The 21,637-nt window shown below is 63.3% G+C and carries 17 protein-coding genes; 11 read left to right on the plus strand and 6 right to left on the minus strand.

What is annotated here, in order from left to right:
- Positions 1-64 precede the first annotated feature (64 nt).
- From AC0L2K_RS05790 to AC0L2K_RS05805, 4 genes are all read right to left on the minus strand, one after another.
- Positions 65-1,135, minus strand: a complete 1,071-nt coding sequence (locus AC0L2K_RS05790; RefSeq protein WP_023799441.1) for an ABC transporter substrate-binding protein — start codon at positions 1,133-1,135, stop codon at positions 65-67.
- The gene (locus tag AC0L2K_RS05795) at positions 1,120-1,998 is read right to left on the minus strand and encodes an ABC transporter permease (protein WP_473530837.1); all 879 of its coding nucleotides are present in this window, start codon (positions 1,996-1,998) and stop codon (positions 1,120-1,122) included. The genes AC0L2K_RS05790 and AC0L2K_RS05795 overlap by 16 nt, the downstream gene beginning before the upstream one ends.
- On the minus strand, positions 1,995-2,882 hold the full coding sequence (locus AC0L2K_RS05800; RefSeq protein ID WP_128167739.1) for an ABC transporter permease: 888 nt from the start codon (positions 2,880-2,882) through the stop codon (positions 1,995-1,997). Before AC0L2K_RS05800 ends, AC0L2K_RS05795 begins: the two co-directional genes overlap by 4 nt.
- Positions 2,883-2,967: 85 nt before the next feature.
- Entirely contained in the window at positions 2,968-4,251 is a 1,284-nt protein-coding gene (locus tag AC0L2K_RS05805; RefSeq protein ID WP_473530838.1) for an NAD(P)/FAD-dependent oxidoreductase, read from the minus strand.
- A 237-nt stretch (positions 4,252-4,488) separates the two neighbouring features.
- Between AC0L2K_RS05805 and AC0L2K_RS05810 the strand changes: the two genes are divergently transcribed.
- From AC0L2K_RS05810 to AC0L2K_RS05830, 5 genes are all read left to right on the plus strand, one after another.
- Positions 4,489-5,646: a fumarylacetoacetate hydrolase family protein gene (locus AC0L2K_RS05810; RefSeq protein ID WP_473530839.1), complete on the plus strand. Its 1,158-nt coding sequence runs from the start codon at positions 4,489-4,491 to the stop codon at positions 5,644-5,646.
- Between the two features lie 254 nt (positions 5,647-5,900).
- Complete coding sequence (locus AC0L2K_RS05815; RefSeq protein WP_027152256.1) at positions 5,901-6,833, plus strand: substrate-binding domain-containing protein; 933 nt, start codon at positions 5,901-5,903, stop codon at positions 6,831-6,833.
- Positions 6,834-6,952: 119 nt separating this feature from the next.
- Positions 6,953-7,939: an ABC transporter permease gene (locus tag AC0L2K_RS05820; protein WP_023799448.1), complete on the plus strand. Its 987-nt coding sequence runs from the start codon at positions 6,953-6,955 to the stop codon at positions 7,937-7,939.
- A gap of 3 nt (positions 7,940-7,942) precedes the next feature.
- Positions 7,943-8,737: an ATP-binding cassette domain-containing protein gene (locus tag AC0L2K_RS05825; RefSeq protein ID WP_128171980.1), complete on the plus strand. Its 795-nt coding sequence runs from the start codon at positions 7,943-7,945 to the stop codon at positions 8,735-8,737.
- Between the two features lie 69 nt (positions 8,738-8,806).
- Entirely contained in the window at positions 8,807-9,829 is a 1,023-nt protein-coding gene (locus AC0L2K_RS05830; RefSeq protein ID WP_128171979.1) for a LacI family DNA-binding transcriptional regulator, read from the plus strand.
- Between the two features lie 506 nt (positions 9,830-10,335).
- Here AC0L2K_RS05830 and AC0L2K_RS05835 read toward each other — a convergent pair.
- The gene (locus AC0L2K_RS05835) at positions 10,336-10,917 is read right to left on the minus strand and encodes a TetR/AcrR family transcriptional regulator (protein WP_023799451.1); all 582 of its coding nucleotides are present in this window, start codon (positions 10,915-10,917) and stop codon (positions 10,336-10,338) included.
- A gap of 257 nt (positions 10,918-11,174) precedes the next feature.
- Between AC0L2K_RS05835 and AC0L2K_RS05840 the strand changes: the two genes are divergently transcribed.
- The 6 genes from AC0L2K_RS05840 (at position 11,175) to AC0L2K_RS05865 (ending at position 20,377) form a co-directional block, all read left to right on the plus strand.
- Complete coding sequence (locus AC0L2K_RS05840) at positions 11,175-11,432, plus strand: hypothetical protein (protein ID WP_473530840.1); 258 nt, start codon at positions 11,175-11,177, stop codon at positions 11,430-11,432.
- Complete coding sequence (locus AC0L2K_RS05845) at positions 11,426-14,602, plus strand: efflux RND transporter permease subunit (protein WP_473530841.1); 3,177 nt, start codon at positions 11,426-11,428, stop codon at positions 14,600-14,602. The genes AC0L2K_RS05840 and AC0L2K_RS05845 overlap by 7 nt, the downstream gene beginning before the upstream one ends.
- A gap of 15 nt (positions 14,603-14,617) precedes the next feature.
- On the plus strand, positions 14,618-15,772 hold the full coding sequence (locus tag AC0L2K_RS05850) for an efflux RND transporter periplasmic adaptor subunit (protein WP_473530842.1): 1,155 nt from the start codon (positions 14,618-14,620) through the stop codon (positions 15,770-15,772).
- 259 nt (positions 15,773-16,031) lie between these two features.
- The gene (locus AC0L2K_RS05855; RefSeq protein WP_128245560.1) at positions 16,032-17,138 is read left to right on the plus strand and encodes a mandelate racemase/muconate lactonizing enzyme family protein; all 1,107 of its coding nucleotides are present in this window, start codon (positions 16,032-16,034) and stop codon (positions 17,136-17,138) included.
- 355 nt (positions 17,139-17,493) lie between these two features.
- The gene (locus AC0L2K_RS05860) at positions 17,494-18,816 is read left to right on the plus strand and encodes an NAD(P)H-dependent oxidoreductase (RefSeq protein ID WP_128167747.1); all 1,323 of its coding nucleotides are present in this window, start codon (positions 17,494-17,496) and stop codon (positions 18,814-18,816) included.
- Positions 18,817-18,835: 19 nt separating this feature from the next.
- Positions 18,836-20,377: a xylulokinase gene (locus AC0L2K_RS05865; protein WP_473530843.1), complete on the plus strand. Its 1,542-nt coding sequence runs from the start codon at positions 18,836-18,838 to the stop codon at positions 20,375-20,377.
- On the opposite strand, the gene AC0L2K_RS05870 is transcribed toward AC0L2K_RS05865, so the two are convergent.
- The gene (locus AC0L2K_RS05870) at positions 20,374-21,336 is read right to left on the minus strand and encodes a sugar-binding transcriptional regulator (RefSeq protein ID WP_287316295.1); all 963 of its coding nucleotides are present in this window, start codon (positions 21,334-21,336) and stop codon (positions 20,374-20,376) included. The genes AC0L2K_RS05865 and AC0L2K_RS05870 overlap by 4 nt on opposite strands.
- Positions 21,337-21,637 lie beyond the last annotated feature (301 nt).

A 21,637-nucleotide genomic window follows, 5' to 3' on the forward strand; every position in this document is an offset into this window, starting at 1 on the left:
CCTCTACCGTCTCGACGCTACGCGCCGATCCACCTTCTCCCACAAGGGAGAAGGAAGAGCGAACTCAGCCGCCTGCCTTGACCTTCTCGAACATCTTGGCGAGTTCGTCATTCTGTTTCATCGGCCCGGTGAAGACCGTAGTCTTCAGCATCACTTCCGGATCGGACGGCAGTTGCAGCTTTTCCAGTTCCTCCTTCGGCACCGCGGCGAAGGCCGAGCTGTTTGAGCTGCCGTAACCATAGGTCTGAATCAGGTATTTTCCCGAATCCGTCTCCAGCCGGCTGTTGATGAAATCATAGGCGAGGTCGACATTCTTGGCGTCCTTGAGCATGACGAAGCCGCACGACCAGGTCAGCATGCCTTCCCTAGGCTTCATGAACTCGACCGGCACGCCCTGCTTCTTCAGCGAGGTGGCCGACGCGTTCCAGGTCATGGCGGCGACCAACTGGCCACTCGCCAGCGCCTGTTCGACCGAGGTCATGTCGGTGGTGTAGTTGGAGAGCAGCGGGCGCTGCTCGCGCAGTTTTTCAGCCACCTTTTCCATCTGTTCCGGCGTCATGTCGAACGGATTGACACCGGCGAGAAGCGCCGCCACCACCGGCGTGTCGTGGACGGCATCGATCGTCGCCATGCGCCCGGCATATTGCTTGTCCCACAAAAGGTTCCAGCTCGGCTCCGGGTTCTTCACCAGATCGGTGCGGTAAAGGATCGAGGTGTTGCCCCAGTCCCACGGCACCATCCAGACTTTGCCGTCGCCGGCCTGCAGGTCGGGCAGGTTCTTGAAAACCGGAAAGATCGAATCCCAGTTCTTGATGCGCTTGGTGTCGATTGGCTGCAGCAGGCCTTCCCTGTTCCAGCGCGCCACCTTGTCGTAGCAGGGATGCGCGACGTCAGGACGGAAACCGGCCTTGACCTTGGTGAAGGCGTCATCGTCGTCGCCGAACATCGAGGCCTCGACGCCATCGGGGTGTGCGGCGAGGAAGCTCTTGTTGAAGTCGGGAAGTTCGTAGCCCGACCAGGTGAAATATTGCAGCTTGTCGGCCGCAAGCGCGACGGTCGACGAAAGCGCCAGCGCGAAGGCTGCCAATCCGGCTTGGACTGTCTTGCGATTTATCGATTTCAGGTCGAATGCCATTGCAGTTCTCCTCTTTCGGTTTCTTCTGGTTTGGGCAGGTTGGCGGGCACTGGCCGCTGAGCGGCGGCGAGCCCGCGATGGCGCAGGATTTCGGCAATTGCCGCGATGACGAAGGACACGGCCAGGATGGCCGTGCCCAGTGCCATGACGGTCGGCAGCGATTTCGGGAAACGCAGCTGGCTCCAGATATAAAGCGGCAAGGTCGGTTCGGTGCCGGCGAGGAAGAAGGCGACGATGAACTCGTCGAAGGAGATCAGGAAGGCCAGCATGAACGCTGATACAATGGCGGGCAGGCTGAGCGGCAGCATGACCCGCCTGAATGTCGTCCAGTCGGAGGCGCCGAGATCGAGTGCCGCCTCGTGGATGGTTTTGGGTATAGCGGCGAAGCGGCTTTTCATGATCACCACCGTCGTCGGCAGCGCCACCAATATGTGGCCGAGCACGATGGCGGTGCGTGACGGACCGAAGCCAATGAGGTTGACCAGGATCAGCAGCGAGATGCCGACGATGACGCCGGGGATCAGTATCGGCAGCCGCGCGATAGCGCTGATCGTGAAGGCAAGCGGCGAACGGCCAAAAAGATCCATGTAGGACACGGTGATGCCGCAGAGCGTGGCACCGGTGGCGGCAATTGCACCGATGACGAGGCTGTTGGCAAGCGCGCCGGACAGCGCCGAATTGCCGGACAGCATCGTGTACCATTCAAACGTGAAGCCTTGCAGCGGAAACGCCGCCTGGATCGAATCGTTGAAGGAAAACAGCGGGATCAGCGAGATCGGCAAATAGAGGAATACCAGATAGACAAGCACGTAGGCGCCGAGCCAGCGGCCACCTTGCGTTGCGTCTATGCGCGCGGCGCTCATGTGCGGCTGCCAAACCTGCGGTCGGCGGAACGCACGACCAGCACCACGGCAAGGATGACCAGCATGACGGCAACGGCGAGTGCTGCGCCGAACGGCCAGTCATTTGCCTTGCCGAACTGGGCCTGGATCAGCGAGCCGATCATGGTGCTGGCAGGGCCGCCGACCAGCGCCGGGGTGACATAATCGCCGACCGTCGGCACGAAGACGACGAGAGCCGCCGCCAGCACCCCCGGCATCGAATTCGGCAGCACGACGCGGCGAAAGCTGGTGAACGGTCTGGCGCCGAGATCGGAAGCAGCTTCGAGCAGCGATTTCGGGATCGTGTCCAGCGCCACATAGATAGGCAGGATGGCGAACGGCGCATAGGCGTGAGCCAGCGTGACGACGACGGCGGCCGGCGTGTTGAGAAACGCCAGTGTCGGTTCGGACCAGATGCCGCTTTCGATGAGCGCCGAGTTCAGCACGCCATTGTAGGCAAGCACGATCTTCCAGGCGAAAACGCGCAAGAGATAGCTGGTCCAGAACGGCAGCGTCACCAGAAACAGCAGCAGCCCGCGCCGCCGTCCGGCATGGAAGGCAAGGTAGTAGGCGACGGGATAGGCGGTGACGACCGTCGCCAGCGTCACCAGGCCGGCAATGGCCAGCGAGCGCAGCGTTACCGTCCAGTAGAGCGGGTCGGATGCCACGGTGATGAAATTCGCAAAAGTGAAACCGGCGCCCAGCAGCGAACCGTCATTGCCGCGAAGGGCGAGGAAAACCACGAGGCCGAGGGCAAACAGGATCAGGAAGAAGGTGACCAGCCCGCCCGGCAGCAGCATGGCCAACCGGAAACCCGTCGAGGATCGGGACTCCGGCAGCGGCTGCCTTGCAACGATGGTCGACATCGGGGTTGCCCATCGAAATTTGAAATCACTCAAGAATTTTTCATAATCATGAAACTGTCAAGCTGATTCCTGCATCGGCATAAAATCAGCGCTCGAATGCATCCAGCATACGATACCAGGCGATCGTCGCGGCCACGCCGACCTGCCGAAAGACGTGGAATGGGATCGGCCGGATCTGCGAAACCGGGAACGGCAATTGCCTGGCGTCGCCGCTCGCCAGATAGCCAGCAATGCGCTCGCCAAGCGCGGTCATCAGGCCGACGCCACGGCCCTGGCAGCCGACCACTGCCATCAGGCCCTGCTCGGGCTCGTGGATATGCGGGAGGTGATCCGACGTCATCGCCACCCGGCCAAACCAGCGCTTTTCGATGGCGACTCCGGATAGCGCCGGATAGAGCCGGAGCAGCGCGCGCTCGAGATGCGCCCAATCACTTTCGCTGGTCGGCAGCGCCATTCGGCCGCGCCCGCCGAGCACCAGCCGCCCGTCGGCACTCTTGCGGTAATAAACGAGGATGCGACGTGAGTCCGATACTGCTTGCCCTTCCGGTAAAATCCCGGCCGCCAGATGGGACGGCAGCGGTGCTGTCGCGATCTGGAAGGAGTGCAGCGGAACGATCGTTTCGGCGAGACCAGGGAGCAGGTCGCCGGTATAGGCGTTCGTCGCCAGAATGACCGCTTTGGCCTGCAATTCGGCGCCGCCCTCCGTCGAGATGCGCCAATTGCCGGCGTTGTTGTCGAGGCGTATCACCTTCTGGTGTTCGGCGATCTTCACGCCCGCGGCCGAGGCGATCCGTGCCAGTTCCGACGTATAGGCAAGCGGATCAATCACGCCGGCGCGGCGGTCGAGCCAGCCACCGAGATAGCGCTGCGCGCCAGTCAACGCGGCGATCTCGGTCTGGCTCAGAAGCCGGACATCGGCGCCAAGGTTCCGCCACTGCCGGTCCCTGTTCGCCGCCGCCTTCAGCGCCGTCTCGGTGTGCGCTGCCTGAATCCAGCCATTGCGGACGAACGGCACCGCCAGTTTCTCGTCGCGGATCAATTCGAAGACGGCGTCCGCCGTCGAGGCGGCAAAATTGACGAGGATCTCGCCGCGTTCGGAGCCAAAATGCTCCAGCAGCCATTCCGGATCATATTTCAGGCCGGGGATGACCTGACCGCCATTCAGGCCCGATGCGCCTTGGCCGATTTCGCCGGCTTCCAGCACCTGCACGGCAAGGCCGAACCGGGCTGCATGCAAGGCTGTCGACAGACCGAGAATCCCGCCACCCACAATGACGACATCGGCACGCTGGCCGCCGGGAAAAAGCGACCGGAACGCAGGGGCCGCCGGCGGCTTCTGCCAGATCGGATCGGAAAACGGTAGGGGCAAGAGTCACCTGAATGTACTTCGTCAAATGAAAATCCTAGTGACGATTTCATGATTTTGAAAGAGCCTTTGAAGAGGACGGCGTCCGCCGATGCGAAATGCAGCGCAGGGCTCGATCGCGAGGAACGGGATAGACCTTTGGCGGGAATTTGTTGAAAGTGCCGCCGCCGCGGCCAGGCTTTTGTTGAACCATTGGTCCGCAGCGACGACGCAGAACAAGATAGCAGAGGACCGCAAGCCATGACGAACGCCACCCTCCTGCCCGACGAGGGCCTCTTCATCGGCCGCGCCCGGACGAGCGAAGCATCGCATCCGCTGGTGGTCACGGTACGCGGCGGCACGGTCTTCGACATCACCTCCAGCATGGCACCAACCGTGCGCGACGTCTGCGAGATGCCGGACCCAGCAGGCTACGTCCACGCCGCCGAGGGCGAACCGATCGGATCGCTCGATGCAATCGCCGCCAACAGTTTCCAGGCCGCGCGCGATCCGCAAAAGCCGTACCTGCTCTCTCCGGTCGACCTGCAGGCGGTCAAGGCATCGGGCGTCACCTTCGTCGTCAGCCTGCTCGAACGGGTCATCGAGGAGCAGGCGCGCGGCTCCGCGGAAAAAGCCGACGCCATTCGCGCCGACATTGCCGGGCTGATCGGCCACGATCTGTCGAAGCTCAAGCCAGGCTCGCCGGAGGCGATGGAGATCAAGACCAAGCTGATCCAGCGCGGCGCCTGGTCGCAATATCTGGAAGTGGGCATCGGCCCCGATGCCGAAATCTTCACCAAATGCCAGCCGATGGCGTCGGTCGGCTTCGGCGCCGATGTCGGCCTGCATCCGGTCTCCACCTGGAACAATCCCGAGCCGGAGATCGCCATGATCGCCGCCGGCAGCGGCAAGATCGTCGGCGCCACGCTCGGCAACGACGTCAATCTGCGCGACGTCGAAGGGCGCTCGGCGCTGTTGCTCGGCAAGGCCAAGGACAACAACGCTTCGGCCGCGCTCGGCCCGTTCATCCGGCTGTTCGACGATACCTTTTCCATTGGTGACGTGAAGCAGGCCACCGTGCGGCTGAAGGTCGAGGGCGAGGATGGTTTCTCGCTGGAGGGCGCCAGTTCGATGGCCGAGATCAGCCGCTCGCCCGAAGAACTGGTCGCCGCCGCCATGGGCCCGCATCACCAGTACCCCGACGGGCTGGCGCTCTATCTCGGCACCATGTTCGTGCCGTCGAAGGACCGCGGCGAAAAGGGCAAGGGCTTCACGCACAAGGTCGGCGACATCGTCACCATCTCATCGGAGAAATTCGGCGCCCTGATCAACCGGGTACGGCTGTCTCCCGACTGTCCCCACTGGACCTACGGCGCCAGCCATCTGATGCGCGACCTTGCCAGGGCCGACCTCATTTAGCTTCCGTCCCGCCTGCGCCTCGTCTTCGGCGCCGAGGCCGCTTGCCGCAAAAGATATCAGCCAAACTGATGCGATCTGATGGGATGGCTGATGGCGCATTGTCGTGCGCCAACTACCACTGGCAAATGGAGGCTTGCCATTGATCGAAAAAGCGGATGCTCTGATGCATCCAGATCGCCGCTGGCAAGAATACGGTCAGGCTTGCCGTGATCGTCGCCGGAGCTGGAGGACGTTTCAAAATGGGAGGAAATCAAATGCTGACGAGGCTACGACTATTTGTATTCGGCTTGATCGTGGCGCTGGCGATTCCGGCGGCGGCACAGGCCAAGACCTTCTACTGGATTTCGCATGGCGGCCCGGCCGACCCGGTCTGGACCTACTTCCTCGCCGGCGCCAAGCAATGGGCGACGGACACCGGCAACACCGTCAACACCTCGTTCCACAATGGCGACGTGTCGTCCCAGCAGGAGGCTGTTCGCGCCGCCATCGCGGCAAAGGCCGACGGCATCACCACCACCAGCCCCGACCCGGGCAGCCTTATCGAGCTCGTCAAGGAGGCACGAGCGGCAAACATCCCGATCATCAACTTCAACACGCCCGATCCGAAGGCGGACTTCAACGCCTATGTCGGCGGCGACAACGTCACCTTCGGCAAGAACTGGGCTCAGTATCTGGTCGACAAGGGCCTGGTGAAGAAGGGCGATTTTGTCTGGATGCCGGTTGAAATCCCCGGCGCCACCTATGGCGTCCAGGAAGAAGAGGGCATCAAGAGCGTCTTCGAGCCGCTCGGCATCACCTATGAAATCACCGAAGCCACGCTCGACCAGGCCGAAGCAATCAACCGCATGGTCGACTATCTCACCGCCAACAGGGCCAAGGTCAAGGCGATCATCGGTCTTGGCGACCTGGTGACCGGCTCGATCAAGCGGGTGTTCGACCAGGCCGGCATCAAGCCGGGCGAAATCCCGGTCGTCGGCTGGGGCAACTCGCTCGACACCACCCAGGAGGTGCTGACCGGCTACGTCAATGCCGCGCAGTGGCAGGATCCGCAGGCGACCAGCTATGTGGCGCTTTCGATCGCCAACATGGCCGCCAGCGGCATTCCGCCCGGCTTCGACGTGATCACCGGCGCGCTCTACGAAAAGGACACCGCGCAGGTCTACGACGACATCCTGTCCGGCAAATAAAACCGCGATCGGGATGGTCGCGGCACGCCTGCCACGATCATCCCCATCATCCCGCTGAGCCTCGAACCGCCTCATGCGGTATCGGGCTTGGCCAGTTCCAACCATGTCGCGGGTCCAACGTGGAAAACAGTTCCATCATCCAACGCTCGATCGCCAGGCCGGAATTCGGGCCCTTCGTGCTGCTTGTGGTCGAGCTCGCGGTGTTCTGGGGGTTCAACCACGATTTCCTGTCGCCGCAGAACATCAGCAACATACTCGCCTTCACGGTCGAGCTCGGCCTGATCGCGCTGGCGATGACGCTGTTGATGACTTCAGGCGAATTCGACCTCTCCGTCGGATCGCTGTTCGGTTTCTCGCCCGTCTTGATGTGGACGCTCTTCAACAGCGGCCTCACCTCGCTGGAGGCCGGCTTCGTGTTGGCCTTGCTGGTTGCCGCCTTCATCGGGCTGGTCAATGGCTGGTTCGTGACGCAACTCAAGATTCCATCCTTCCTGGTGACGCTCGGCATGCTGCTGGTGGTGCGCGGCACCGCTCTGTTCGTCACCAGCGGATTTCCGCAACGCACCTGGAGCGCCGAAGGCAGCTGGCTCGCCGAGGCGCTGGTCGGCGATTTCTTCATCGGGCCGTTCCGCATCTACATGTCGCTGTTCTGGTTCATCGCAGCCGCGATCGCACTTGGCTACGTGCTGACGCAGAGCCGGACCGGCAACTGGATCCAGGCGGCCGGCGGCAACCCCAATGCGGCAAGGGCGCGCGGCGTCAATGTCAGCGGCGTCAAGATCGGCCTGTTCATCCTGTCGTCGATCATGGCTTCGCTTGCCGGCGTCATCAGCTCGCTGCGCACTTCGGCGGCCAACCCGAACAGCGGCACCGGCTACGAGCTCGAAGTCATCGCCATGGTGGTGATCGGCGGCACGGCGCTGACCGGCGGACGCGGCACCATCATCGGTACTGTGCTCGGCATCCTGATCCTGCGCGTGATGCGCAACGGCATCGTGCTGATCGGCGTGCCCGGGCTTGCCTACAACATCTTCATCGGCGCGATCATCCTCGGCATGATGGCGCTCCATTCATGGCTGGAACGCCGGCATCAGGCGGGGACTTGAACCATGACTGAGCCGCTTGTCCGCATGGAAAACATCCGCAAGTCCTACGGGCGCGTGCAAGCGCTGGTGGACGCCAATTTCCATGTCAACGAAAAGGAGATCGTCGGTCTGCTCGGCGACAATGGCGCCGGCAAGTCGACGCTGATCAAGGTGCTGTCGGGTGCGGTCCCGCTGACCAGCGGCGACATCTTCATCCGCGGCAAGAAGGTGGACTTGCGCAGCACCAGCGACGCCATCGCGCACGGCATCGAGACGATCTACCAGGACTCCGCACTGGTCACGCAATTGTCGATCGCGCGCAACCTGTTCCTCGGGCGCGAGCCGATCAAGCCGCCGCGTTTCCTCAACCGTATGGACCAGGAGGCGATGAACGTGGTCGCCCGGAACCTGCTCAAGCAGGTCGGCATCTCGAAGGACATCCCGCCGACCACACCAATCGGCTCACTCTCAGGCGGGGAGCGGCAGGCGGTGGCGATCGCGCGCGCCATGCATTTCGACAGCGACCTCATCATCCTCGACGAGCCGACCAACAATCTCGGCGTCGCCGAGACGCAAGGTGTGCTGAGCTTCGTGCGCAGCGCCCGCGATTCGGGCCATTCCTGCATCTTCATCGCCCACAACATCCACCACGTCTTCCAGGTGGTCGACCGCATCGTCGTCATGCGCCGCGGCAAGGTGGTTGCCGACGATATCGATCCGAAGAACACCAACGTCGCGGAAGTCGAACGGATCATCACCGGCATGTCCGACAAGGAGATCCGTGACGCCATCGTGCAGGGGAAGCAACCACAAGGCTGAGTGGCCAGTTGGAAGCCGGGTTGGCCGTATCTCTGGTACAGGATCACATCGGCTCCTATGACTGCGACTATGAAAGCCACCGTTGCGGACATCGCCAGAAGCTGCGGGCTGTCGACCGCGACGGTCGACCGGGTGCTGAACAACCGGCCGGGCGCCAGCGCCGCCAACCGGCAGCGGGTGATGGAGGCGGCCAAGCAGCTTGGCTATTTGCCGGTCGTGGATCAGGTCACGCTGCCCTCGCGGCCTGCGCATCTCGAGTTCTTCCTGCCGATCGGCTCGAACGCCTTCATGATGGATCTGGCAAATCATATCGAGGACTATGCCGCACGCTTGCCGCTCGTCGCCTCCTGCCGGATCCACAAACTCGCCGGCATCTCGCCGAGCGCGTTGCAGGCGGCCGTCGAAAATCTCTCGCTTAGGGCGAACGGCGTCGGTGTCATTGCGATCGATCACCCGAGAACGCGCAACATCCTGCGCGAGATCGTCGAAGCCGGCATCCGCCTCGTCACGCTGGTGTCGGACGTTCCGGGCGCGCCGCGATCGGCCTATGTCGGCATCGACAACCGTGTCGCCGGGCGCACCGCAGCCCTTTTGATGGGACGTTTCCTAGGCGGTCGCACGGGCCATCTGGCGATGATCGTCGGCTCGCGCTCCTATCGCGGGCATGAAGAACGCGAAATGGGCTTTCGCTCGGTGCTCGGCGAGGAGTTCCGCAATTTGACCGTGACCAGCGCCGTCGAGATCAACGACGAGCCTGATATCAGCTACACGGCGACGATGAAGGCGCTGCACAACGAGCCGGAACTGCTCGGCATCTATTGCGTCGGCGCCGGACGCTCTGGCGTGGCGAAAGCGCTGCTGGAAGCCAAGCCGCAAAGGAAGCCGGTGTTCATCTGTCACGACCTAACAAGGGCGACACGCGGCTATCTCGTCGACGATCTGCTCGATGTCGTCATCGACCAGAATGCACGGCTGATCGCCGAGCAATCAGTCATTCGCCTGCTCGGCTCGATCGCTTCCTCGGCGCCTTATCTGACGCGGAAATTCATCGAGCCGCGCCTGATCTTCAAGGAGAACGTTCCGGTCCAGTGATGCCACGCAAGCGCCACGGTTGGTCGCGGCGATGGTTAATATTCGATTGATACCGCGAATCTGCACATCTGCTATGCATCCTTTGCTATTGCCGAATCATTGGGCAATTGATAGTTTCGCAGGTGTCGGCCATCTACTCCTCCCAGATGCGATGCCGACGCTGAGTGCGGCGCACCTCCTCCCGTGTCGTATTCGAAATCGAGCCCGCTGCCACCTCCTCCCGGCAGCGGGCTTTTTTTGTTCTTGGGTGTCGGGCAAGGCGGCGGCAATCGCCAATGGCTGGTTCGGGCAGCGCCGCAGCCCCATTGGAATCCCGCCACACTTGTCACTCTCACCAATTCGCCATCGGGCCTAGCCTGCTCACAACCAGCAGCGACCGCCGCGCGCAAGAGCGCGGAGACAGACCGGCAACGGAGACGTGAGATGACAGCACATGCCAAGGCAAAAGAGCACTCGCGGCGCGGCTTGCAATGAACACGCCAGCGATCGTTTCGCGGCTTGCGAGACTATCTGGCCCTGAACGAGGTGATCAGGCCTTCCGCCATGCGGACAAACTGCGCGCTGGGGCCTTCGGCTCCGACGCTTTGCAGGCTGACACGGGCGCCTTCAAGCAGCAGCGACAATGTATCGGCGAGAAGCTCTGCCTGTCCGATGCCGGCATCCCGACACAGGCCGACGAGACGGTCGCGCTGAGCCTGCTTGAGTTCCTTGATGACCCGACGGGCCGGATGGTCGGTCTCGCTCAACTCGATGGCGGCGTTGGCCATGTCGCAACCGCGGCCGTCCATCATCAGGCAATCGGCTGCCATCCGAACCCAGGCATGCAGTTGCGCAAGCTTGTCGCCCGGATGCTCCGCCTCGAACTTTTGCCACATCGCGTTGGCGCTGCATGCGGTCGCCCGCAGGCACTCGATGACCAGATCGTCCTTGGACTCGAAATGACGGTAGAGCGTCATCTTGTTGGTACCGGCGGCCTCAGTGATCGCGTCGACGCCGACGCCCTTGATGCCATGCTTGTGGAACATATCCCGTGCCGTCTCCAGGATGCGATCTCGAGGGCGGATGCGTTCCGCAGTGCCGTCTTCCATCAAAACCTCCTTGGTTTCCGGGATTTCCGAAAAATCCCTCGGCACACCTCTTGACTAGGGTGTTACCGGTCTGTAACTTCTAGATGTTACTTACTGGTAACACCCCCATTGCCTCGTGTCAATCTCGCAGGCGCCTGTGAACAGCCTCCGCCAAATCGGCCCAGGCATGAAACTGCGCCCCAGGCGACTTGGCCGCGAACAGGAAGACCACCCGATCTGCGGCGTACGCCCAGATCGCCAAGCCAGGAGCCGCTACGATGTCGCAGCGCAAAGATTTGACGATCGACGAAGTTGTGAAGGATCCGATGATCCGGATGCTGATGCAGGCCGACCGTGTCGACCCGCGCTCTTTCGAGACGATGCTGCGTAGCCTTGCGGATGCGCAAGGCAGCAGCCGCAAGGCGCCGCCTCGTTTCCTGGAAGATTCCGGGCAAAGCCGCAGCCGGCGGCTGTCAAGGCTGGCCAAGGCCTTTGGCCAGGCAAGAGCATCGGGCGAGGCGTGCGTGTCATGGTAAATTTCTTCATCCACCGTCCGATCTTCGCATCGTCGATCGCCATCATTATGGTGCTCGCCGGGACGATCTGCTATTTCCTGCTGCCTGTCTCGCAGTTTCCCGATATCACGCCGCCTCAGGTCGTGGTCAGCGCCAACTATCCGGGCGCCAGTGCGCAAGTCGTGGCCGACACCGTCACGACGCCGCTCGAACAGCAGATCAACGGCGTTCAAGGCATGACCTACATGTCGTCGTCGAGCTCCAATGACGGCTCGTCGACGATCACCGTCACCTTCGAGGTCGGCTATCCCCTGAGCACCGCCGCCGTCGATGTCCAGAACCGCGTGTCACAGGCGGCGTCCTCGCTGCCGGCCATTGTCAACCAGGGCGGCGTGACGATCAAGAAGCAGAACCCGAACTTCGTCCTGATCGTCAATCTCACCTCGCCCGACGGCTCCGTCGATCCGGTCGCGCTCAGCAACCTCGCCTACCTGCAAGTGGTCGACCCGCTGAAGCGCCTGCCCGGCGTCGGCGACGTGCAGATCTTCGGCGAGCGGCGCTATTCGATGCGCGTATGGCTCGATCCCGACAAGCTCGCCAATCTCGGCATCACCGCCGTCGATGTCCAAAACGCCATTGCCGAGCAGAATGTCCAGGTCGCGGCCGGCAAGATCGGGCAATCGCCGGCGCCGGCCGGCACCGCTTTCGAAATGCAGGTCAACGCGGTTGGCCGACTGAGCGATCCCAAGGAATTCGGCGATATCATCGTGCGCGCCGATGCCGCGAACGGTTCGCTGGTGCGGTTGAGCGACGTCGCGCGCATCGAACTCGGCGCCCTGCAATATTCGTCGTCGGCGTTCTTCGGCGAGGACCCGACCGTGGTGCTGGCGGTCTACCAGATGCCGGGCTCGAACGCCCTCGATCTGCAGCAGCGCGTCAAGGACAAGATGCAGGAACTGTCGGCCCGCTTCCCGAAGGGCGTCAGCTACGCCATGCATTACGATACGACACGTTTCGTTTCGGCGTCGATGCACGACGTGGTGGTCACGCTCGGCGAGGCGCTGGTCCTGGTTGTCGCGGTGGTGTTCATCTTCCTGCAGAGCTGGCGCACCACGATCATCCCGACGATCGCGATTCCCGTGTCGCTGGTGGCCACGCTCGTCGTCATGTACATGTTCGGCTTCTCGCTGAACATGCTCAGCCTGCTAGGCATGGTGCTGGCGATCGGCCTCGTCGTCGATGACGCGATCGTCGTCGTCGAGAATGTCGAACGCCAGCTGGAGGCCGGCCTAAAACCGCTGGCTGCGACGCGCGCGGCGATGGCCGAGGTCACCGGCCCGATCATCGCCACAACCGCCGTGCTGATGGCCGTGTTCGTGCCGGTCGCCTTCATACCCGGCGTTTCTGGCCGGCTCTACAATCAATTTGCCCTGACGGTGGCGATCTCCTTCGGCATCTCCGCCTTCGTCTCGCTGACGCTCACCCCGGCGCTGAGCGCCGCTTTCCTGCGCCACCGCCCGGCAACGCAATTCGTGCTGTTCCGCTGGTTCAACACGGGCTTCGATCGGCTGTCGCATGCCTATGCCAATGGTGTGCGCTTCCTCATCCGCCTGCGCTGGATCATGCTCGGCATATTCGCGGCTGGGCTTGTCGCGACCTATTTCGTCTGGCAGCGCCTGCCCTCGACCTTCCTTCCGGTCGAGGACCAGGGCTATTTCTTCGTGGTCATCCAATTGCCGGATGGGGCGTCGCTGGAACGCACCGACGCGGTGGCGCGGAAGGCGCGCGAGATCCTGCAGAACACGCCTGGTGTCGATATCGTCGGCTCGATCAGCGGCTTGAACTTCCTCACCAGTGCCGCCCAGTCGAACTCGGCGGTGGAATTCGCCATCCTGAAGCCATGGGACGAACGCGGCCCTGACCAGAGCGCCTCGAAGCTCGTCGCCGACGTGCGCTCGAAGCTCATGGAACTTCCTGAAGCCTTCGCGCTGAGTTTCGACCCGCCTTCGATCCCGGGCATCGGCACGACCGGCGGCTTCGAATTCCAGGTGCAGGACCTGACCGGTCGCGGCAGCGCTGCGCTCAACGATGCGACGCAAGCCGTGCTGGCCGAAGCGCGCAAACAGCCCGAGCTCAACCCGCAGCAATTGTTCTCGTCGTTCTCGACCTCGACGCCGCAGTTCAACTACGACCTCGATCGCAACAAGGCGAAGCTGCTCGGCCTCAGCCTGCCCGACGTGTTCAACACACTGCAGATCTATCTCGGCTCGCTCTATGTGAACGACTTCAACCTGTTCGGCCGCACCTTCCGGGTGACGATCCAGGCCGACAAGGATGCGCGTGCGGGTGCGGCCGACATTTCGCGGCTCTATGTGCGCAATGCCTCCGGCGGCATGGTGCCGTTGAGCACGCTCGGCAAGCTGGTGCCTATCGTCGGCCCGGAAACCGTCCCGCATTACAACAACAATGCGTCGGCCCTGATCAATGGCGGTGCCGCACCCGGCTTCTCCTCGGGCCAGGCGGTCGCTGCGATGGAACGTGCCGCCGCCACGGCGCTGCCGAAGGATTTCGGCTACGAATGGACGGGCATCACCTATCAGGAGCTCAAGGCCGGATCGATCGCCTCGATCGTCTTCGGTCTCGCCATGGTCTTCGTCTTCCTGATCCTTGCCGCCCAATATGAGAGCTGGGCCATGCCCTTCATGGTCCTGCTCGCGGTGCCGCTTGCCCTGTTCGGCGCCTTTGTCGCCTTGCTTATGCGCGGCATGCAGATCGACGTCTATTCGCAGATCGGTTTCGTCATGCTGATCGGGCTGGCGGCAAAGAACGCCATTCTGATCGTGGAGTTTGCCCGGCGCCGGCGCGAGGAAGGTCTCAGCATCGTCGACGCCGCAATGGAAGCGGCGCGCCTGCGGCTGCGGCCCATCCTGATGACCGCCTTCGCGTTCATCCTCGGTGTGCTGCCGCTGATGTTCTCGACAGGTGCCGGTGCAGCCAGCCGCCAGTCGATCGGCACCACCGTCTTTGGCGGCATGGTCGCAGCGACGATCCTGTCGCTGGTGTTCGTGCCGGTCTTCTACGCGGTGATCGAGCAGCTGCGCGAGCGCGGCAGCAAGAGCGAGCCTGTCGCCGAACCGACTGAACCAACTGCCGAACCCGCTTTCGAGCGATTGGCCGAAGCGGCCGAATAGAATTGGAGAATGATCATGCGTAAATGGAAAATTGCGTTGGGAGCGGCTGTTGCCGTGGGGGCGGTCTCGATGGCCAGCGTCCACTTGCTCGACATGGGTAATTTCGGCCTCAACGCCGGCACGGCAGGGGCGGCAACGCCTGAGCCCGCGGCTTTTGTCATGCCGGTGCCAGTGGTGAGCGTCGTCAAGAAGACGATCCCGATCTATCTCGACTATGCCGCTCGCACCGAGCCGATCCGCAGCATCACGCTGCAGGCGCGCGTGCCAGGGTATCTGCAGGAGCAGGTCGCGCCCGACGGTGGCGATGTCAAGAAGGGCGACCTTCTCTACAAGATCGCTCCAGAGGATTTCCAGGCTGCCCTTGAACAGGCGAAGGCTCAGGTCCAGCGCGACGAAGCAACGCTCGACTATGCACGATCCAACCTTGGTCGCGGCACCGAACTGGCCAAGAGCGGATACATCGCCAAGGATGCGTTCGACCAGCGCACCAGCAGCTTGCGCGAGGCCCAGGCATCGCTCGCCGTCAACCAGGCGGCTGTGCGGACCGCCGAGCTCAATCTGAGCTATTCGGAAATCAAGGCGCCGTTCGCCGGGCGCGTCGGCCGCAACCAGGCCTCGGTCGGAACGCTGGTCAGCGTCGCCGGCACAGTGCTCAACACGCTGGTGCAGCTCGACCCGATCTATGTCACCTTCAATCCGAGCGAAACGGATCTGGCGCAGATCGAGGAAGCCCGCGCGACGGGACCCGTCGATGTCGACGTCCTGCTTCCCGGCGATACGGAACCGCGCCACAAAGGTCAGCTCACCTTCATCGACAACACGGTCGATCGCTCGACCGGCACCATCACCGCACGCGCGACGATCGGCAATGCCAAGTTCACGCTGCTGCCGGGCCAATATGTTCGTGTCAGGCTGCATATCAAGCAGCAGCCAGATGCACTGATGGTGCCGCAGACGGCATTGGGATCGAGCCAGCTCGGCAAGTATCTCTACGTCGTCGGCAAGGACAATACTGTCGACCAGCGAATTGTTTCGCTGGGGCCGACCAACGGCGACCTGGTGGCGATCTCGAGCGGCGTAGAGGAAGGCGACCAGGTGATAACAGGCAATCTGCAGAAGATCGGCCCGGGAATGCCTGTCTCGCCGCTGCCACAGAAACCTGCCACCTGATACCCCCATCAGGCCTGGTCCAGCGGCGCCCCCGGCTATGCCGAGGGCGCCGTTTTGCTGAGCAGTTCGACAAGGCCGGCGACATCGGCACAGCTTCGAAGAATTGCTTGCCTATGCGCGCGGCCTCGAACAGTGTGTTTCCAGAGGCGTCAAGGCCGATTGCGCCGGCCTGACGCGCAACCGGCCTGACGGCAGTTGAGCCCAGCGGACGATGCAGCTTGGCGGCTTCGTCAGGGCGTCACAGCGACGGACAGAAAAATTGCGGATCAAAACCATCAAGGCCTACCATGTCGTGCAGCCCTTTGTGGACGGGCCCTACCGCATGTCCAAGGGGCGTGTCGCCGCCGCGTTCGACGCGGTGATCGTCGCCATCACCTCCGACAGCGGGCTGACCGGCTGGGGCGAGATGGCGCCGCTCGGCAATTTCTACTCGCCGGCATTCGCGGCCGGCACTCGCGCCGGCGTCATCGAAATTGCGCCGCACCTGCTCGGCCGCGATCCTCGCGCCCTGGCCAGTATCGGCAGGCTGATGGACACGGTGTTCAAGGGCCATCCCTACATCAAGTCGGCGCTCGACATGGCCTGCTCGGATCTCGCGGCACGCGCCGCCGACATACCGCTGGTGACGCTGCTCGGCGGGCGCGAGAGCGAGACGGCGGAACTCTACAAGGTCGTCACCCATGGCACCGTCGACGCGATGGCCGCACTGGCCAAGCGCATCGTCAAGGACGGGTTTCACCGGCTGCAGGTCAAGGTCGGCGGCAACGTCCATGACGACATCGAGCGCGTCACCGCGGTCGCCGCTTCAGTGCCGAGGGGCACCGTCATCTTCTGCGACGCCAATGCCGGCTGGACGCCCTACCAGGCGCGCCAGTTCGCTGACGCGACGCGCGCCATCGACTACACGTTCGAGCAGCCCTGCACCACGATCGACGAATGCATGTCGGTGCGCCGCTCGCTCGACAAGCCGATGGTGCTCGATGAATCCGTCACCTCGCTGGACGACATGCTCGACATCCACCGCAAGGGGGCGGCTGACGGGCTGACGCTGAAAATCTCGCGGCTCGGCGGCGTGACCAGGACGCGGCAGATCCGCGACCTTGCCGTCGACCTGGGCTTCATGATCACCGTGGAGGACACCGGCGGCGCCGAGATCGACACATCAGCCATGGCGCATCTGTCGCTGTCGACGCCGGAGGAGCGCCGGCTGCACGCCATTGCCTTCCACGAATGGGTGACGGTGCGCACCGCATCGAACAAGCCGCCGGTTTCGGGAAGCCGCATGGGCATTCCGGACGGGCCGGGCCTCGGCATCGACGTTGTTCCCGATCTGCTTGGCGCGCCCTTCTTCGAGGTCGGCAGCTGATAGACTAGCATGCGCCAGCATTCCGGCCGTGGCGCTCTCTGTCGCGCGACTTCGTCGCTGGCGATAGGCGCAGCGGCAGCTGAGCGGCCATGAATCAGCTTTTTTCGCCGCACTCGCTTGCTTGCGAGAAGGGATGTCACGGTCGCCGCCGCCTGCATCCCAAGAGATCACCGCCTTCTGCGCCCATAGCTGACCGCGCTGCCAAGCCGCAAGCCAGGGCTTGCACAAATTAAATCACAGAATGTTTGCGGGGACGGCTGCCGAATTGCCGGTTGAAATATTTTTCATTTGGAAATAGGAATGTTCAAAATGATGACTTCGACGCTGCGGCGCGTCAGGAACTGGAGGAAGCAACATGGCCCATCCGCAATTTGCAGCGGAACTTTTGCAGCGCGCTGAACAGCAGGGACCGATCACCATCGGGCTTGCCGGCGCCGGGCAGATGGGCACCGACATCGTCGTCCAGGTCGCGCTGATGCCGGGCATGCGGATCGGCGCCATTTCCGAGGTCAGGCCGCAGGCGGCGATCGACGCGGCGCTGCTCGCCGGCCACGACCGCTCGGATATCGTGCAGGCCGGCAATGCGGCAGCAATCGACCGCGCCATCGAGGCCGGCAAGATCGCGGTGACCGAAGACCTGCATGCGTTGGCTGCGGCCGGCCGCATCGACGTCATCATCGATGCGACAGGAAATCCCAACATCGGCACGCTGTTCGCGCTTGAAGTGATGAAGAACGGCAAGCATATCGTCATGCTCAACGTCGAGGCCGACATCACCATCGGCCGCTTCCTCAAGGAGGAGGCGCGCAAGGCCGGCGTCGTCTATACCGGTGCGGCCGGCGACGAGCCGGCCTGCACGCTGGAGATCATCGGCTTTGCCAGGAGCCTCGGCTTCAACATCATCGCCGCCGGCAAGGGCAAGAACAATCCGCTGAAGATCGATGCCATGCCGGCCGACTATGAGAAGGAGGCGGCCGAGCGCAACATGAATGCGCGCATGCTGGTCGAGTTCGTCGACGGCTCGAAGACGGCGATCGAGATGGTGGCGATCGCCAACGCCACCGGCCTGGTGCCCGACGTGCCGGGCATGCACGGCCCGACCGCGACGCTGGAGGAACTCGCCGGCGTGCTTTGCCCGCGCGAGGATGGCGGCGTGCTGCACCGCAAGGGCGTGGTCGACTATTCGATCGGCAAGGGCGTGGCGCCCGGCGTGTTCTGCATCATCGAGACCAGGCATCCGCGCGTGCTGGAGCGCATGATCGACCTCAAGGTCGGCAAGGGCCCGTATTTCACGATCTTCCGCCCCTATCATTTGACCAGCCTGGAAGTGCCGCTGTCGGCGGCGCGCGCCGTGGTCTACAAGCGCGCCGACATGGAGCCGCTCGACCATCCGGTCGCCGAGGCGGTGGCGGTTGCCAAGAGCGAGCTTGCCCCTGGCCAGTCGCTCGGCATGATCGGCGAGAACGACTATCGCGGCTTCGCCATGACCTGGGAGGACGCGCGCGCCCGCGGCGCCCTGCCGCTCGGCCTCGCCGAACGCGCCAAGGTGGTCAAGCCGGTCAAGACAGGCGATTTCCTCACCTATGAAAATTGTGTACCCGACGATTCGATGGTGATAACCCAGATCCGCCGTCGTCTCGACCAGTCGGACGGACGGTTCGTTACGAACGCCGCCTGATCCGCTGGATTCCCGCCTGATGGACGATGTCGTAATCGGGATCGACGCCTCGACCACGGCCGTGAAAGCGATTGCCTTCACGCGCGACGGCAAGGAGCTGTTCCAGGCGCGCGAAGCCTATCCGCTCTCAAATCCCAGGCCCGGCCATTTCGAGCAGGATGCCGAACATTGGTGGACCGCGCTGCTCGGCGCCTTGAAGCAAGTCACCGAGGCGGTTGGCGCGGCCCGGGTGGCGGCGATCGCCATCGCCCACCAGCGCGAGACCTTCACGTTGATCGACCACGCCGGCAAGCCGCTTATTCCGGCGATCCTGTGGCTGGACGAGCGGGCGCGCCCGCAAGTTGCTAGGCTTTCGGCGGAGCTCGGCCGCGAGACGATTCGCGACTGGAGCGGCAAGCCGCCGGACCCGACGCCCGCGCTCTATGCGATCGCCTGGCTTGCCGAACACCAGCCGCAAGCGCTTGATGACGCAGCCGCACTCGTCGATGTGCACGGCTTCTTCGTCCACCGGCTGACCGGACGTCTGGTCACCAGCACGGCAAGTGCGGATCCACTCGGGCTGCTCGACGTCAAGAATGGCACTTGGCACCCTCAGCTCGTCGAGGCCGCGGGGCTGCGCCCGGACCAGTTGCCGCGACTGGTCGCGCCCGGCACGATCTGCGGCGGGCTTGGTGAAAGCGTGGCCCGGCTGATCGGGTTGAAGGCCGGCACGCCTGTTGTCGCCGGCGCCGGCGATGGCCAGGCGATGGGCCTTGGCATGGGCGTCCATGGCGAAAATAAAAACTACCTTTCGCTCGGCTCGGGCATCGTCAGCGGCTGTTACTCCCATGGGATCACGACGTCGGACGCGTTTCGAACGCTGGTCTCGCCGACCGGCTCGGGCTTCATGCTGGAGACCGTGCTGCGCTCGGGCATGCAACTGGTCGACTGGATCGTTCGCACCACCGGCTCGCCGTCGGCTGGAGCGCTGGAGAAAGCAGCGGTCGACGTTGCCGCCGGCAGCGAGGGCCTGCTCGTCATGCCGTATTGGGCCGGTGTCATGAGCCCCTATTGGGACGGCGCGGCGCGCGGCGCCATTGTCGGCCTGTCGCTCGACCATGAGCCGAAGCACCTTTTTCGAGCGGTTCTGGAAGGCATCGCCTTCGAGCAGGCGATCGCCAGCGAGGCAATGGAAACTCAAGCGGCGGAAACTCGGGCGGCGGAAACCCAGGCGGCGGAAACTCAGCCCGGCGGCAAACCGGCGGCGATGATCGCCGCCGGCGGCGGCACCAACTGCGCCCTGCTGATGCGGATCATGGCAAGCGTGCTCGAGCGGCCGCTCTCCGTCTCGCCGGTCAACGAAGCCGCAGCGCTCGGCGCCGCCATGCTGGCGGCTTCCGCTATCGGATGGTTTGCCTCGCCCGAAACGGCGGCTGAGGCGATGACCGCGCCGCCGACCAGGCATGTCGACCCCGTCGACGGGCTGGTCTCCGGTTACCGTGCGCGCAAGGCAATCTACCGCGACCTCTATCAGGCGACGCGCGAGACCCATGTGCGGCTTGGTGAGGTCGGGCAAGTTTAGCGGTTGAGCAGGCCCTTGGCCGCATCCTCGTCGGTGATCAGAACCGATATCCTGGTGTTGGCGAGCGCCGCCCGCATGATGGCGATTTTTTCCTGCCCTCCCGAGACCAGGATGATGGCCGGGATGTCCGACAGGTCCTGCAGCGGATAGGCGCAGACCCGCCGGTTGACCTCATGGTCGACGAGCCGGCCGTCGGCGTCGATGAAATGGCATAAAATATCGCCAACTGCCCCGGCCGCCTGAAGCTCTTCGAGTTCGCTAGGCTTGATGAAGCCGTAATTGGCGATCGGGCTGTCATTGGAAAACGATCCGACGCTGAGCACGGCGATGTTTGCCCGGCGTGCACGGAAGACGACGTCCTGAACGCTGCGCTGGCTCATGAAGGCTTCGCGCTGCTCCGGCCTGTCGGCATAGACCGGCACCGGCAGCAGAAAGCACTCGGCGCCGATCTTTTCGGCGAATTCCCAGGCGCTTTCGGTTGGGTTGAGCGGCTGGGCATGGGTGAGGCCGCCCAGCATGGAAACCACCGTCGTCCTGGCGATCGGCCGCCGCGGCAATTCATTGATGGCGAATTTCAGCGTGCGCCCCCAGCCCAATGCGATGACATCGCCGGCATTCACATTGTCGGCCAGATAGGCGCCCGCGGCATGGCCGATCATCAGCGGCGCGTTGCTTCGGTCGGCGGCCGACGGCACCACAACGGCCTGGCTGAGCCCAAAACGCTGTTTTAGAGCCTCTTCCAGCACCAGGCATTCGACGACGCTGTCACGGATGCGGAACTGGACGACGCCCTCCTCACGCGCGGCGGACAGGATGCGATGCACCTTGATGCGGCCGATGCCGAGGATCTCCGAAATCCTCTCCTGCGTCAGACCCTCGACATAATAGTGCCACGCGGCACGGGCCTTCAGTTCGGCATCCGGGAAGCGCGAGGCCTTGTCATTGTCTGTCATCGCCATCTTTTTGCCCTCCCGCGGTCGTCCGAATCCTTAAATGCCATTCAAGTGGCGTTATCCGACCAAGCGACGCGAAATTATTCTGCGTGCCCGGGATTCGAGATTCAGGACATCGACAGGATACCTCTACAACGTGAGTGAAAGCCAAAATGGTCAACATTTACTTCGTCTTGGCCGTCCTGCCCTGCTCAAGCAGCCGACATGAATCCGCAGGATGAGACCGGACCTGAAAACGCGGCATTTCATGCCCTTTCGTACGGCAAACCGGCTGGCGGCGCAAACCGGCGTGGAATGATGCGGCGGG

Source organism: Mesorhizobium sp. WSM4817, assembly GCF_055811135.1.